Below are 15,687 nucleotides of genomic sequence, written 5' to 3'. Positions count from 1 at the left end.
TCAGCTCCGGTTTCTCTCGCCTCATGTCCGCCATCACCACAGACCTGCCCGCTCTGGCCCAATCGATCAAGGATTGGGGCCGGGAGTTGGGCTTTCAGCAAGTCGGCATCAGCGGCCTCGATCTGGCCGAGCATGAGCAGCACCTGCAGCGCTGGCTCGAGGCCGGCTACCACGGCGAAATGGATTACATGGGCGCCCACGGCAGCAAGCGTTCGCATCCCGAAGAACTGGTGCCCGGTACTTTGCGTGTGGTTTCCCTACGCATGGACTACCTGCCAGGCGACACCGAGATGGCCAAACGTCTGGCCGAACCGGAAAAAGCTTACGTGTCGCGTTATGCCTTGGGCCGCGATTACCACAAATTGATCCGTAAACGTGTTCAACAATTGGCGGACAAGATTCAAGGCGAGATCGGCCCGTTCGGTTTTCGCGCTTTCGTCGACAGCGCGCCGGTGCTGGAAAAAGCCATCGCCGAGCAGGCTGGGCTGGGCTGGATCGGCAAAAATACGCTGGTACTGAACCGTAAGGCTGGCAGCTATTTTTTCTTGAGCGAATTGTTCGTCGATCTACCGCTGCCAGTGGATGAGCCGCACAGTACCGAACACTGCGGGCGCTGCACCGCATGTCTCGATATCTGCCCGACCAATGCTTTCGTCGGCCCGTATGTGCTGGATGCGCGACGCTGCATTTCGTATCTGACCATAGAACTGAAGACCGCCATCCCCGAAGAGCTGCGTCCACTGATCGGCAACCGGGTGTTCGGCTGTGACGATTGCCAGATCGTTTGCCCGTGGAACCGCTTCGCGCGGCCCTCGACGGAAAGCGATTTCAAGCCACGGCACAACTTGGACAACGCCGGACTGGCCGAGCTGTTTTTGTGGGATGAAGAGAAGTTTTTGAGCAGCACCGAGGGCTCGCCATTGCGGCGAGCCGGGTATGAGCGCTGGTTGCGCAATCTGGCAGTGGGGTTAGGCAATGCGCCCTCAACGATTGCGGTGCTGGAAGCGTTGAAGGCGCGACGGGATTATCCCTCGGCGCTGGTCAGGGAACACGTCGAATGGGCGTTGAAGCAACATTCGTCATAAAGGGTATTCCCCCGCATTCGAACGCCGCGCAAACCCAATCGTTTACTCGTCTGAGACCAGTCATTACCTGGCGACATGCGCCGATCCCCAAGCAGGCTCGTGCGCCCCTAACTGCATAATGCGAACCTGTTTTTTCTGGCCATTCACCAGATAAAACAACCGGTGCTCTTGGCTTAAACGCGTATGCACGTGGGAAAATCCTTCGTGCAAGCTGTTTGGATAGAAGAATTTGTAATTGGGATAAGGATCCTGCTTGCTTCCAGGATAAGCTCTGGCAGCGTCACTGGGGCTGATATTGCTTTCAACTGCCGTTTTGAATTCAGCATATTTAGCCCTGGAACCCGCACCAAGTTTACCCGGCGGCAGGTAGTCGTGATTCTGGAACTCCTCAATCAATGTCCAGTTTGCTGGCGGCTCGGGCGGCGCGGCACTAGCCCCGGCCCTACCTGACTTGCCACCGTGCTTTCTGCCGCCAAAGGTCGCGTATTCCTTTTCCACGATTCTGACCGGCGGTTCGTCGGCCAATTTCACGAGATAGGGACGAGGCCTCAGGCTTTGCGCAATAGCCTGTCGGACAGCAAGGGCCCCTGCGGCAGCAGACGCAATGCCAAGCCCCAAACTTACCCAGCCAAGTATCGCCCCGACCTGGGACTGTGGCGCCAGTTCATTGGCCAACTCACTGCCTATGGCAGCCGCTCCGGAAGCGATGCCCAACCCCATGCCCAACAAGGCCAGTGGCGAGGCTGCACCCAACGTAACGATACTGGCGACTATCCCGATAAAACCCAGCGCAATCCCTGCAATTGCCTGCCAGGAGATATGGCCCGTGGGGTCAACTCGATTGACCGGATCGCCCAGGCAATAGGCGTAGGCATTCAGTCCACCCGCGCCAAACGGGCTCATGCTGTCAGGTCCGGTGAAACGCATCAGGGTCGGGCTGTAGGCGCGGTAGCCGTTGCCCAGCAAATACAAACCTGTAACGGTATCCAGTTGCTCGCCATTGAAGGCCGCCAGACTGAACTGCCCGCCGTCAGCCGGGCGATGCCCGTAGGGGCAGTAAGCGCTGTCGTCCCATTGCTCGCCGTGCAACCGGGTCAGCACACTTTGCTGTTGATCCGTGCCGAAGATCCGGCTACCCGCATCCGCACCGAGTTGCTGCTGGCCCAATACAAACCCGCCGTCACGCACCACACTGAGCGCGTCATTACCGCAAATTTCGCTACTCACGCTGGCGTTGTGATAGTAGCGCTGCACATCCAGCTTTCGCGGTTGCGACAACTCAACGATTCGATCAAAACCGTCGTAGTGATAGCCACGCACCACCTCCCCTCGCTCATTGGTCAACCGGATAAGACGTCCAAACGCGTCATACGCCAGGGTGCGCGCGTGGTCGTCCTTGATCATCCGGCCGTCGGCGTCGTACTCCAGCGTAACCGGCGCCGGATAATCGGCATGTGAGTGGGTTACCCCAACGAGCTGTGCAGGATCGATTTCGCTGTAACTGAAGGTCGTTACGTTAACGCCTTGGGGAAAAGTGGTTTCCAGGGTGAGGATGTTGTCCAGCGCGTCGAAGGTAAACGTTTGCCGGATGATCTCTTTGCCGTAAGGATCTCGAGGTCGCTGGCTGCCGTCGCAGTTGTACTGAGTGAGGCGGCCGCGCACGTCGTAAGCGAATCGTTCATCGCGCAGCACGAAAGCGCCGCGCTTCAGGACTTTCTGCGACAGCTTGCCAACCACGGTGTAGGTGGAGGTCAGCGTCTGGGTGACCAAACCATTGGCCTCAAAGCTTCGGGTGGCCTCGCGCCCGAGGTCATCGTAGGTCAGGCGCGTCGTCAAGAGCTTGCTGGAGGAGGTATCGCGAGTTTCAATGCGTTCCAGCAAAGCGGTTTTCTTGTCATAGAAAAAATCAGCCTGCACCGCCCCCTGCTTGAACGAGACTCTGCGTCCCCACGTGTCGTATTCGGTCTTGTGCTTTACACCCAGCACGTCCACGTACGTCAGGGGGCGACCGGCGAAAGTATAGGTATGAGAGACGGTCTGGCGCAGATCGCCAAATTGCGTGGTTTGCGATTTGAGGCGCCCGGAGGGAAAGTACTCAAAATGACTCTCGCGGCCCTGTTCGATACAGCTTTGGGGTTTCCCGTTGAGGACATCGTAGGTGAATCGAGTGGTCAACCCATCGTCTTCGGCCTCGGTCAGCTCGTCACCCTCAATGAGCGATCCGCGAACGATGACAGCCTTGCGTTCAGTCAATAATCCACCCAAGGCCGGCTCATGAACGAACTCGGTCCGCTGGCCTGAGGCGTCGGTGTGCGATTTGGGCAGACTGCGGCCGGCCTCGTAACTGGCGAACGACTTGCGCCCTCCCACGGACATCCCGGTCACACGGTTCAAACCATCGAACGCCTGCTGCCCCAACTGCACGCCCGCCACTTTGATTTCCACTGGCAACTCATCGGTGCTGTGGGCTGCAAACGTGGTTTCAACTGCATGTCCGTCTGGCAAAACAGTGCGCACCAGGCGGTCGAACACGTCGTATTCGAAAGAGGTCTTGTTGCCGGCCGGATCGGTCTGGCTGAGGGTTCGGCCCAACCCGTCATAGGTATAAACGGTTTTACCCAGGCTTTGCTCTTTTAGATCGAATACCTCGACGCTGTCTGGCTTGCCGAAAGCATTGACGACAGTGACCGTTTTGCCCATGCCCTGCTGCCAGCTCTTCTGCTTGCGGCTGACGGGATCAAATTCACTGTGTTCGATTCGCCCGTCGCCATGGCGGGTCTCTTTGGTCTGGCCCCAATCGTCGTAGAAAAACTCCGATTTGACCTCGCGCGCAACGCCATCCCACCAGTCGCTGTGCTCCACCGTCACGGGTCGTCCAGTGTTGTCATGGACGCAGGTGTAAACAGTGCGCATAGGGCAGTCGCCCTGCGGGTCCGGGTTATCGCAGTCCTTTTCCTGAATTTTGACGATGCGCCCCAGTGCATCGTAAGTGGCCTCTTGCATGCCCCCGGACGAGTCATGGGTGATCAGTGTCGCCGGCTCGCGGCCCTTGGCAGTTTCATAGCGCCACTGGGTGAAGGAGGCGTAAGCAGTGCCGGGCGCCAGTGTCTTGCGTATCCGCCGGCCAAGCTTGTCGTATTCATACTCGATGACTGCGTCGTCGGCATCGCGCTCGGACACCGTCAACCCACTCAGGGTCGAAAGCTTTTGTTCGCTGGAACTGGTGGTGCCGTCAAACCCGTGAACGGTTTTCTTCAACGACAGTGTGGTCTCTTCAAGCTCATACGAATATTCGATGCGGGTCGTTGTGGCATTGCGCGTAACACTCTGCTGTTGCAACACGCCGTGCAGAGTCGGGTCCTTGGGCGAGCTCAAATAGGTAAGGTCAACCTTTGAACGCAGAATCTCGACACCGTCAACCAACTCCAGAAAACTCTCCTGAACGGGCAGGACACTGGCCAGCGTCGAGCCTTCAAGGGCGGGGTGCAAAGCATAGCGATAGCGGGTAATGGTCGAGGCGCCACCGCCTGCCGCTGGCACCACGGTTTTCTGCTTGAGAAAACGGATAAACCCCAGAGGGTCTTTTGGGCAACCTTCTGAATCGCTGGCCGGGTAGTACTCGAACTGCGTACTCACGCCGCTGGCGTCCACCTGACTGAGCAGATTGCCGGCGGCATCGAACTCGGTGGTGGTGGTTTCCGTGCGTTTCTGCCCGGTTACGCTGTTCGCGTAACCTCGGGTCTGAGACTTGGGCATGCGAAATTGCGCCGGCTGCTCAGTGAAAGGCTTGCCGACTTCACAGTGATAATCGGTAGTAACCGAAGCCACCGACTCACCACATGTGGTCACTTCAGAGACCAACAGATGAAACTTGTTGTAGGTGCGCTTGGTGTGGGTATGAGTCTTCGCCCCCACAATCAAACTTTCCACGCAACTGTACTCATAGCTCTTGGGCGCACGGTACAGAGGGTCACCGTCATCGGTCGGGTCGGACGGCACGCCATGCCCCAGATAATTCCAGTCCGAATACGTGTAGGTCTTGCTAACCTTCGGCTGCCCTTGCTTGACGAAAACTTCATGGGCAATCACGTAGGGCAGGCTTTGCGTCGCTCCTGAGGCAGGAAGCAGGTGTCCGACCCTTTTGTAGCGAATGTTTTCCACGGCACCGAGTGGCGATTCCACGCGTTTGAGGTACCTGATGCCATCAATCTCTTCGTACTGCAGATCCCAACCTCTGCCAACCGGTAAACCGATTGCAGTGACGTGGTCGTTCTTGAGCGTCATCGTGAATTCAGCGCTAGATGGCGTGTCGGGATACTGGGTCAACGTCAGCCGGCCAGCGGTACGGCTGACTTTAAGCAATGTCCTTTTTGCATCGCTGATTTCCACGAGCATGGGTTGCTCGTTGAACGTCGCGTATTTCAAGGAAATGCTCGTTCCGTTCGCGGCGATGACCCTGGTGGGCACGGCAACATGGGTGGCGCCGTAAACCTCAAGCTCTTCGCGCCGGCCATCCTTGTAACGAACTTCATAACGCCCGACAGCCACTTTCAGTACCTTGGCGCTCTCAAGTTTCATTTCCTTGAATTGCAGAGCATCGCCTGTTTCAACGGCCTTATAGCGCTCTCCGCCGTTGAGCGTCATGACTTTGCTACGCAAATCATAACGACTGGTGGGCAGCGACCATCCCGTGCCATAACCGGCGTTGTGAGTGTTGAGTGGGTTGAAGCTCAGGGCAAGATTGAATGAAGGGCCGTTGAGGTCCCCGGAACGAATAACCCCAAGTGTCAGGGCGCAGGTGTAAATGCCTGTACGGGCATCAACACCACCGGCAACAAAACCTCCAAAATTGAATGCATTCGAATGCACTGAATCCTGAGTTTTAGTACTCATGAATAACATCCTGTAAGTTGCAGAAACGAATAGACACGCAAGAGTTCCGACTGCTGCACCGAAAACACCATGATAAGTGAAACTCTTGAAAACCCTATATCAACCAAGCGAGTACGAGCGGTTCGCAATATCAGGATTGATCCGAACACTGTGCGCGGTACCGTATTCATCCAATACCAGCAACTCCAGCGTTTCCTTATTCTCTGGCTTGCGAGGATGCTCTTCCGTTACATGACTGAGGATCGATATTATTCCGGGATCCTGCTCCATGGTTCGAAGGCCGGTTGGCGTGCGCGTCACCACCTGCGCACCATAAATCGGCGCTATATAGCCGGTATAACTTCTCGGGCCGACCGAGACGTTTATGGCATTGCCAGAGGAGAAGAACTCGACCGCATAGTCCGCGTCATATTTCACTTGCAGGCTGGACCAATCGAGCAGATTGATTTGTCGACCTTCGGCATATAAAGCAAGACTGTATTGTTCGAACTTTTCAAAAAGACTGGGCGTAGCCCTGACCCTGTTTTTCTTGAGACTGAAACTGGTGCGTGGATAACGTTTAGGCGCAATCGCTTCAAGCGTCACACTGCTGTCGTAACCATTGCGCCCGTTGCTTCGATACTTCTTTCCATCCAGGGTCAGTTCAGCGGCAATCTGGAGTGCGCCAGGACGGCTGCAAGTGACCCAAAACTCGAAAACCTGAACACTGTCCTCTGGCGCGGAAATCCGATTGCTGGCAGCAGGCACCAATGGCGTCACGCGCGGGGCGCCACCCGCCATGTCGTGTGCGTAGCGGTTTTCCTGTAAATCGACATGCCAATCGCCGCTCAGCGGCGCAGAGGTGTCATAGCTGATCAGCTTGAGCGTCTCCAGTGCCGGATGGCCGTGCAGCGAGACTTCTTCGGCCTGCGAGTTTTCTCCCGCCACCAGCACCAGCACACGAACTTGCATACGGCCATTGGCATACAGTGTTTTATGGCGAACGGCAGAAGAGTAAAACTTCACTTCAAGGCGCTGGATACTCAGACTTTCTTCAAACATATAAATTTCTTCCTGAAAGGCAAATTGAAAACATGCTCCTGGGTGATGACGCTGGAGTATTGACACACACACGCCAGACAAAAAGAAGTCATGCTTTATATCCGCATGTAATGTCGCAAAAAGAAACACCCAACAGTGCAAACCAGGAGACTTACATTCGCCTAATATCGCCCCCTGCAATCAAGTAACCACAACCACTCAGAAAACGATCAAATCCTGCAATAAAAAACCTTTTCCCACATATTAAAAAGCCCACCTTCATACCATTGTTCGAGAACAAGACAGAGAGTGGGCCAGACTGATATTGGCTACAACTGAAAGAAGGCGTTACTGGATTAACAACTACCAGGCAATGTCGTCAGTCACTCGACGATTCAATCCCGGTATCAGGAGAGTCGAAAACATCAACAACGTCATTCGCCACAGGCTCTCGCAACCTGATTACAACCTGCCTGTCCATACTGGCGCCCTGAACATATTGACCTATACGCATCAACGCGACGTCGCCGAGTGGATTGTCAATCAGGTTGATATCCAGATTTTGTGTATCAGGAAGTTCGAAAAACTCCTCTCTGATATTGACGATATTATTGTCGTGCACATCAAGCACCCTCAAGCTTGCCAGTTGTTCTATCCCGGAAGGAATCTGCGTCAGCCCGGCATCACTCAGGTACAACTCGCCCAATTGGTGCATAAATCCCACATGTGGCGCGACACCCAACGGATTTTCGTCAAGCCTCAACAGCGTCAGTGTCTCGATTCTTGATAGCCCCTCGGCATCGAAGTCAGACAGTTGCAGTGAGCAATCCTGCAAGACCAGATGGCGCAGGTCGCGCATCTGAAAAATGCCTGGAGCGAACGTCTCCATACGCACCCTTTGGAGGATCAGGTAGCGCAGATTGGGAAAGCTGTCGAGCAATTTGCCGAGCTTGACGCTCGGGTTGCGTGCCTCCAGCACCAACTCTGTCACATGCTCGAATCTTGCGGATGTGTGCGGCAACTCACCGGCGAAGTCGATGAACGAAGAAAAACTTTCGCCTTGAGCGTCATGGGGTGTTATCAATTTTTTCTGCCAGAGAGCTTGCAGATTTTTACTGAAGCCCTGTCGCAACTGTAGTTGATGGGCAAGTGCCGCAGGGCTCCATACCTCCCCCTCAGTGTGATGTGGAGGGACGATCGCGCTCCAGGCGCTTAACTCCTGGCGCAACATTGCGAACTCTTTTTCCAAACGAATCAAAACCCCGGACGGATCGCTGTGCAGATGCTCATTGATAAATCGCGCTACATCCTCGTCAGAGAGCTCCGGGTACAGATCACGAACGCGTTTTTCAACAAACCTGCCCGGCTCGGGATTTTCATCGGCTCCGCCCCGCAGATACCCCGCCTGCCGGTATTGCGCAGTTACAGCTTCGATGGCAAATGGCAACGGCTCGAGTCCAAGCACTTCGCTCACGGTCTGCCGCGATGGTAACGGCTGGGCACGAACCCATTGCTGCAATGTCGGGCCAGCGGCTTCAGGCATGCCCAGCGCCTTGCGCTGCGCGGGCAGCAACAACAAGCAGACTGCCGAATACAGATCATGCAGCGCCTGGGTTGATTGGCCATCGGCGCGTTGCACCAAATACCCTGCGTCCTGTCGAATCAGCACGTGACGAACCGGCGACCGGCCATCACCGATCGCGCTCAAGACCTCCCCGTCCAGCACGCCCTGACGCATCTCGATTCGAATCTGTCGCGGCCAATCTGCGAGACTGCCCATCATATAAAGCGCCAAGCGGTCACTGTCCAAACTGGACACCGCATTCAAGTAAAGCCCTTCGCCAGCCCTGGCCAGGCGAGCCTCTCGCAGGGCCACCAACGTCTCTGTCGCCACTCGCGGTGGTAGGCCCGACTGATTGTGCATATGCAGACGCTCGGCGGCAGTTGTATTGCGCCATATCGCCTCGGCCACAGTTTTAGGCAAATCAGGAAAAATTCGTCGCATCTGCAAGGTATTTTCATCACAGTCGACTTCGAATGCCCGCTCATGCGCCTTAAAGACTGCGGCGCGATCCTCTTTTGGCCAGCGCGCCATTTTCTGATCCAGGCTGAATCGCCTGAGGGTGTCCTGGAGCAGTGCGGGGGGATGAATATCAGCCTCGGTATGGCGCGCCAGCGTTCCATCAACGCCACTCACTGCAAGGATGCGTGCAAGCGTGATGTCGGAGAATTCGTCGATGGCATACCCCATACGGTGAAACAGGTCCGCCATGTGCTCATGCGCGGAGTTGCTGCTCTCGACCGGATACCAGAGTTTGCCCTCGCTATCCGGTTTGAGTAGCGGGCCGGACGGCTCGCGCTCTCGGGTGACGGTGGCGCGGAACAGGCCACTGTCGGCGTCCTTGACCACTTGCACATAATGCTCTTCATCTACAGCGACATACTGGCGTTGCTTGAGCACCCGAATGCCTTGCTCATTGGCCTCGCCCATGTTTCTCGAAACGGGTATCCAGTAGTTCGACAAGGCGCTGATCGCGACAACCCCACCAGGGTGACTGATCGGGATGGCGGGCGGCATCAGGTTCGGGATAACGCTGATGACTTCCACCGATTCTGCCGTGTGCGGTCGGGAGGAAGGCTGCAGCGGATCCGGTTGACGAAGCACCGAAGACGACGGGAGATTACCCCCTACCGGCCGATGAAAGCCGTCAGTGTTGATATCGGGGATTTTGTTTGGCGCAGGTTTGATTTTTGGTGGTTTGCCAGCCATGAATTCTCATCCTTGAGATGTGTGGTTGCGCAGACTCCGCACGAATGCGGAGCCCGCGCATGACATATAGACAATCACGCAGTATTGCGAACATTGACGATTGACCCGACCAGCTTACCGGCCTGTTCAATAAGAAGCGGTATATATCTTTACCACAATGTCATGGATACAAATTTTGAACGGCCAACCTTACCCGCGCTCCAGGCCAAAAGTGCGGGCGACAAAGTCCGTGCGAATCGCCAGTTTATGTTCCGTACCGTGTTGATCAATGGCGCGAAAGTGGAATACATCGCCTTTCTTGTAGGCGCGATCCAAACTCGAATATTCAGACAGTGCCTGCACCACCGTGAGTTCTCCATCGCGGTCATTGACCCTAACGGAATAAAACTTCTTATCTCGCGTAATTGCATCAGCGGAAAACGTGAACGCAATAGGGTCACCGTTGAATGGCAATCCGATGTTCAAGCTGCGCTCCTTTGGACGAGCCAGAACGCCTGTCAGAAAATTAGTCACGTACTCATTGAGCTTGTTGGCCATGGCGAACATAGGATCGGTATCGGCGGGGACATCGGCAATCCAGTCGACAAGCTTGATCTGCTGTCCTTGTGGATACAACCCGAGGTAATAGTTCCAGATTCGATTGCCCGACTCTTCATTGCCGCGACGGGTCGCCTGCCAGCGGAACTGGTCAATGGCGTAGGCCAATGGTTGTTGTGCTTCCAGGGTTACGCTGCTGTCGTGGACACTGGCCAGCGTCGTCCCGTTGGTACGAATCGTCTGCCCGGCCAGGGTCAGGCGTGCGGCAATCTGGGTCGTGCCGGCAACGGAGCAGGAGACCCAGAAAGTACGGACTTGCGGATGGAGTATGTCCTCGTCGGTCTCTTCGTCTGGAATCGAGGTGGTCACGGCCGAAGGTTGCGCCTCAAGGGTATAGGGCCCTTGCTCGATACTGGCGGACCAGCCATCCCGTAACGTCCTGCCCGTACCATAATGAATAAGTTCGATGCTATTCATTACGTCAGCCGGTACATGCACCGTATTACCGTTGATATCAGCGGCAGCAACAAGCACTTGCACTTTAACTTGCATGCGACCATTACCGAACAGCGACTTGCTTCGAGTGACCTCGCCGGCATCAAATTTGACTTTGAAACTGATGATAGAGTCAGCGACTCCCAAATGACTTTGCTGGCTTTGTGTTACTTCCATGTTTTCACTCATAATGCAAATCCTTTGACATTGTATTTAATTGGCAGATAGACCTTGAGCAAGCTATCAACCAAAGAAATAACACGACCATCAAAACAACAGCAAAGCGAAAAATGTAAGAAGCCTATATACACGTGCACAAAACGCTGACCATCGACTCAGCGCAAGTTACTGACTGCGAGGACTATCAATGCTCGTCGTTATAGACAAACTTTGGCATTTCCCAATGAAAACGAATTGCCAACAGACGTAACAGGAATCCGCCGAATAAAGTTATCAGGATCGCCTGTTCGCTCGGAAGATTCAGAAACAGGCAGAACATGTAACACCATGCCGCCGCAAAAGAGACGCTGGCGTAAAGTTCGCGCCGGAAGATCAGCGGGATGTCGTTACAGAAGATATCGCGCAGGATGCCGCCGAATACACCGGTGATCACGCCGCTGACCGAAGCCACCAACATGCCGTGGCCCATTTCCAGCGCGGTCATGCAGCCGATCAGGGTGAAGGCCACCAGACCGACAGCATCGAGCACCAGAAACAGCGAGCGCAGGTGGCGCATCCAGCGTGCGGTAAACACCGTGAACATTGCGGCGAGCGAGGTCAGCACCAGATATTCCGGATGTTTGACCCATGTCAGCGGGTAATGCCCGAGCAGCACATCACGCACCGAACCACCGCCCAACGCCGTGACACAGGCGATCAGCACCACACCAAACCAGTCCATGCCACGACGACCGGCAGACAGTGCGCCGGTCATGGCTTCAGCGGTGATGGCGACGAGGTAGAGCATTAGCAACATGGTGGCGATCCTTGCAGGAAGGCGCGCAGTCTACTCACTTCGCCATGGCACCAAAAGAGGGCAGCAGCGCAGTCCACCGATGTCAGAACTTGATGAAATGCTCGCGGTAGTGCTGCAGCTCGGCGATCGACTCGCGGATGTCGTCGAGCGCCAGGTGCGTGCCGCCCTTCTTGAAGCTATCGCGTACGTCCGGCGCCCAGCGGGCCGCCAGTTCCTTGAGCGTCGAGACGTCGAGATTGCGATAGTGGAAGTAGCTTTCCAGCGCCTTCATATGGGTATAAAGGAAGCGACGATCCTGGCAGATGCTGTTGCCGCAAATCGGAGACTTGCCCTTCGGCACCCACTTTTCGAGGAAGGCGATGGTTTCGGCTTCGGCTTCGGCCATGCTGACGCGGCTTTCGCGTACGCGCTGGGTCAGGCCGGAGTTGCCGTGGGTGCGGGTGTTCCACTCGTCCATGCGCGAGAGGACTTCGTCGCTATGGTGGATGGCGATGACCGGGCCTTCGGCCAGGGTGTTGAGGTCGCTGTCAGTGACGATAGTGGCCATTTCGATGATGACGTCGTTTTCCGGATCCAGACCGGTCATTTCCAGGTCGATCCAGATCAAGTTCTGCGGGTTCTGCATATTCGGGCTCCTAGGCAATGCTGCGCAGTTTAGCTTAGGCCGGTGGCCGGGCGTGCTAAACTCGCGGCCGTTTTACCTAATCGCTGCATTCTTCAGACGGAACACCCATGGCCAAACGCCAACTCAATCGACGTCAAAACTGGCGCATCGAAAAAATTCAGGGCGAGCGCGCCGCACGCGCCGCCAAACGCGAGTCCTCGGCTGTCGAGGCACTTGAAGGTGGCGACCTGGGCCCGGAACAGACCGGCCTGGTGATCGCGCACTTCGGTGTGCAGGTCGAAGTCGAGGCCAAGGACGGCGAACTCGCCGGCCAGGTGTTCCGTTGCCACCTACGCGCCAACCTGCCGGCGCTGGTGACCGGCGACACCGTCGTCTGGCGTGCCGGCAACCAAGGCATCGGGGTGATCGTCGCGCAATTGCCGCGCACCACCGAGTTGTGCCGCCCGGACAGCCGTGGCCAGCTCAAACCGGTCGCAGCCAACGTTGACATGATCGTCATCGTTTTCGCCCCGCTGCCCGAGCCACATGCCAACCTGATCGACCGCTATCTGGTCGCGGCCGAACACGCCGGCATCCGTCCGCTGTTGCTGCTGAACAAATTCGACCTGATCGACGAGCAGAACGCCCCGGCGCTGAACGCGCTGTTGGCGGTTTACCGCACGCTCGGCTATCCGGTGCTGGAAGTTTCCGCGCACCACGGCAACGGCATGGAACAACTGCAACAGCAGCTCGATGGGCGCATCAGCGTCTTCGTCGGCCAGTCAGGCGTCGGCAAGTCGTCGCTGGTCAACAGCCTGCTGCCAGAGGTTGAAACCCGCGTCGGGCCTCTGTCCGAGCTCTCCGGCCAAGGCACGCACACGACGACCACCGCGCGTCTGTTCCACTTCCCCGGCGGTGGTGAACTGATCGACTCCCCGGGCATCCGCGAATTCGGCCTCGGCCACGTCAGCCGCGCCGACGTTGAAGCCGGTTTCATCGAGTTCAACGACCTGCTCGGGACCTGCCGCTTCCGCGACTGCAAGCACGATCGCGAACCGGGTTGCGCACTGCTCAAGGCATTGGAAGATGGCCGCGTGCAGCAGCAACGGATGAACAGCTATCGCTCGATCATCGCCAGTCTGCCTGAAAGCGGCTATTAAACAGCCAAGTCGGCAGCGCCTGTCTCGGGTGCTGCCGGTTGTCGGACCCGCCCTTACAAATCCCCTGTTTTTTAAACATCAGAATTTTCTGTAAGGCCTGCACACGCCTGTTTGCAGGACATTTCTCTTTTGCCGCGCACATCTTGTAGGCATCTCCCAGATGCCTACATTCAGTTCCTCGTCCGCACTTTCGCGACCTCCGAGGAACCCCATGCAAACCTACCATTTGTTCATCAGTCATTCGTGGAACTACTCCCATGCCCACGACAATCTGGTACGCCTGCTCGGCGCTCAGGCGGATTTCACGTTCAAGAATTTTTCCGTACCGCCGCACAACCCGATCTTGGGCGCGCAAACCGACAAGCAACTTGAACTGGCCATCGAAGACAAGATCCGGCCCTGCTCGGCAGTGCTGATCATGGCCGGGATGTATTCGACCTACAGCAAGTGGATCAACAAGGAGATCGAGATCGCCAAGCGGATGGGCAAGGTGATCATCGCGATCAAACCTTTTGGCGCCGAGCGAATTTCCACCGTGGTGCGTAACGCTGCACAGGCCGAGTGCGCGTGGAACACCAACAGCATTGTCAGCGCGATTCGTCTGCATACGGCGGTGTAATCATGCGCAAGGGACTGTTTATCGGGATCAACGACTACAAACATATTCCGCGCTTGAGCGGTTGCAGCAATGACGCCATGGCCATGGCGTCCGTACTGAAAACCGACGCCAATGGCGACCCCAACTTCAAGAACGTGGTGCTGACATCCGCCGAGGATCACTTGAGCAGGGAGAAACTCGAAGACCAGATTCGCGAACTGTTTTCCGGCGACTGCAACGTCGCGCTGCTGTACTTCGCTGGGCATGGCGGCTTCGACAATGACAATGATGAAGGCATGCTGTTGCCGCAGAATTACCGCAACACCAAGGACGGCATCCGCATCAGCGACATCCTCAACTGGGCAACCAAAGCCACCAGGATCAAGAACAAGGTGATCATCCTCGACTGCTGCCAAAGCGGCGCGGCCGGCGAGGCGCGCGCGTTGCGCAGTGAAAGCAGCGTGGTCGGCGAAGGCATGACCATCCTGACCGCGTGCAAAAAGGAAGAGTCGGCCATGGAAGGCGCGCAACACGGTGTGTTCACCGGGCTGCTGTTGCAGGCGTTGCATGGCGGCGCAGCCAACATCCTCGGCAAGATCACTCCCGGCAGCCTCTATTCCTTCGTCGACAATGCGCTCGACGCCTGGGAACAGCGCCCGGTGTTCAAGACCAACGTGTCGCAATTCATTTCCCTGCGTGAAGTCTCGCCGCTGATCCCCAAGGAAATCCTGCGCAAACTCCCCGAATGGTTTACCGAAGCCGAGTCGGTTTTCCCGCTCGATCCCAGCTACGAACCCACCGAAGCCACTTTCAATCCGGACCACGGCGAAGTCTTCGCCCAACTGCAAAAGTGCAACCGCCACAGCCTGATCGAACCGATGGACGCCGAGCATATGTATTACGCGGCCATCCACTCGACCGGCTGCCGCCTTACCGCCCTCGGCGCCTATTACCGCGAACTCGCCCTCAAAGGACATTTCTGATGCCAGTCTTCATCAGCTACCGCCACATGGATCGCGCCTACGCGATGGCCATCAACAACCGCCTGATCGGGGCCAACATCAAGACCTACCTTGACGTGCTGGACCTGGAATCGCAGACCACCGATGACATCACCGGGGTCATTACGCGCAACATCACCGAATGCACGCACTTGCTCGCGGTGGTTTCGGAAAAAACCGCGCTGTCGTGGTGGGTGCCGTTTGAAATCGGCGAAGCGACCATCAGCAACCGGCGGATCTGTTCCTTCAGGACCGGGCCGGCGGAGTTGCCGCTGTATCTGGACAAATGGCCGAAGCTGAGCACGGAAAGTGATCTGGATTTCTTTATTGATGCGTATCGTGAGGAGGTGTCGAACAAGCGGTCGATGTCACTGGAGTCGATAAGTGAATCCGTGAAGGGCAGCTACAAACGCGATGCCGACATGTTCCACGAACAATTGAAGAACCGGATTCGGCGCGGATTCTGAAAACGCATCCCCTTCGAAAGCCCTCACCATGGCCCTCTCCCTGAGGGAGAGGGGACTGACCGAGGTGGATGTTCGAGTTAC

At 56.5% G+C, this 15,687-nt stretch carries 11 protein-coding genes; 5 read left to right on the top strand and 6 right to left on the bottom strand.

What is annotated here, in order from left to right; all coding sequences use genetic code 11:
- The first annotated feature begins 23 nt into the window (after window positions 1–23).
- Window positions 24–1,085 carry a tRNA epoxyqueuosine(34) reductase QueG gene (gene queG, locus AB4P97_RS26740; RefSeq protein ID WP_047299486.1) on the top strand — a complete coding sequence of 354 codons (1,062 nt, stop codon included), beginning with the start codon at window positions 24–26 and terminating at the stop codon, window positions 1,083–1,085.
- A gap of 63 nt (window positions 1,086–1,148) precedes the next feature.
- Here the strand turns inward: queG and AB4P97_RS26735 are convergent, their stop codons facing one another.
- The 6 genes from AB4P97_RS26735 to orn all read right to left on the bottom strand — a co-directional run bounded on the left by AB4P97_RS26735 (window position 1,149) and on the right by orn (window position 12,401).
- Window positions 1,149–5,978 (bottom strand): RHS repeat domain-containing protein, encoded by a 4,830-nt coding sequence (locus AB4P97_RS26735; protein WP_395601824.1) that lies wholly within the window; start codon window positions 5,976–5,978, stop codon window positions 1,149–1,151.
- A 99-nt stretch (window positions 5,979–6,077) separates the two neighbouring features.
- Window positions 6,078–7,019, bottom strand: coding sequence for a hypothetical protein (locus AB4P97_RS26730; RefSeq protein WP_042557379.1), 942 nt, complete (start codon window positions 7,017–7,019; stop codon window positions 6,078–6,080).
- A 358-nt stretch (window positions 7,020–7,377) separates the two neighbouring features.
- The gene (locus tag AB4P97_RS26725) at window positions 7,378–9,768 is read right to left on the bottom strand and encodes a hypothetical protein (RefSeq protein WP_395601823.1); all 2,391 of its coding nucleotides are present in this window, start codon (window positions 9,766–9,768) and stop codon (window positions 7,378–7,380) included.
- A 189-nt stretch (window positions 9,769–9,957) separates the two neighbouring features.
- Window positions 9,958–10,989, bottom strand: a complete 1,032-nt coding sequence (locus AB4P97_RS26720) for a hypothetical protein (RefSeq protein ID WP_395601822.1) — start codon at window positions 10,987–10,989, stop codon at window positions 9,958–9,960.
- Window positions 10,990–11,164: 175 nt separating this feature from the next.
- Window positions 11,165–11,776, bottom strand: coding sequence for a trimeric intracellular cation channel family protein (locus AB4P97_RS26715; protein ID WP_042557376.1), 612 nt, complete (start codon window positions 11,774–11,776; stop codon window positions 11,165–11,167).
- Between the two features lie 82 nt (window positions 11,777–11,858).
- Window positions 11,859–12,401 (bottom strand): oligoribonuclease, encoded by a 543-nt coding sequence (gene orn, locus AB4P97_RS26710; RefSeq protein ID WP_042557375.1) that lies wholly within the window; start codon window positions 12,399–12,401, stop codon window positions 11,859–11,861.
- Window positions 12,402–12,508: 107 nt separating this feature from the next.
- Here orn and rsgA point away from each other — a divergent pair, with 107 nt between their 5' ends.
- The 4 genes from rsgA (at window position 12,509) to AB4P97_RS26690 (ending at window position 15,606) form a co-directional block, all read left to right on the top strand.
- Window positions 12,509–13,540 carry a small ribosomal subunit biogenesis GTPase RsgA gene (gene rsgA / locus AB4P97_RS26705; RefSeq protein ID WP_042557374.1) on the top strand — a complete coding sequence of 344 codons (1,032 nt, stop codon included), beginning with the start codon at window positions 12,509–12,511 and terminating at the stop codon, window positions 13,538–13,540.
- A 211-nt stretch (window positions 13,541–13,751) separates the two neighbouring features.
- Window positions 13,752–14,159: a TIR domain-containing protein gene (locus AB4P97_RS26700; RefSeq protein WP_047299482.1), complete on the top strand. Its 408-nt coding sequence runs from the start codon at window positions 13,752–13,754 to the stop codon at window positions 14,157–14,159.
- Between the two features lie 2 nt (window positions 14,160–14,161).
- Entirely contained in the window at window positions 14,162–15,121 is a 960-nt protein-coding gene (locus AB4P97_RS26695; RefSeq protein WP_115145941.1) for a caspase family protein, read from the top strand.
- The gene (locus tag AB4P97_RS26690) at window positions 15,121–15,606 is read left to right on the top strand and encodes a toll/interleukin-1 receptor domain-containing protein (protein ID WP_047299480.1); all 486 of its coding nucleotides are present in this window, start codon (window positions 15,121–15,123) and stop codon (window positions 15,604–15,606) included. Before AB4P97_RS26695 ends, AB4P97_RS26690 begins: the two co-directional genes overlap by 1 nt.
- Window positions 15,607–15,687 lie beyond the last annotated feature (81 nt).

The organism is Pseudomonas sp. A1230, assembly GCF_044218825.1.
GTDB lineage: Bacteria > Pseudomonadota > Gammaproteobacteria > Pseudomonadales > Pseudomonadaceae > Aquipseudomonas > Aquipseudomonas iridis.
Note: the sequence above shows the minus strand (reverse complement) of the source record. Positions and strands in the feature narration are given on the sequence as shown.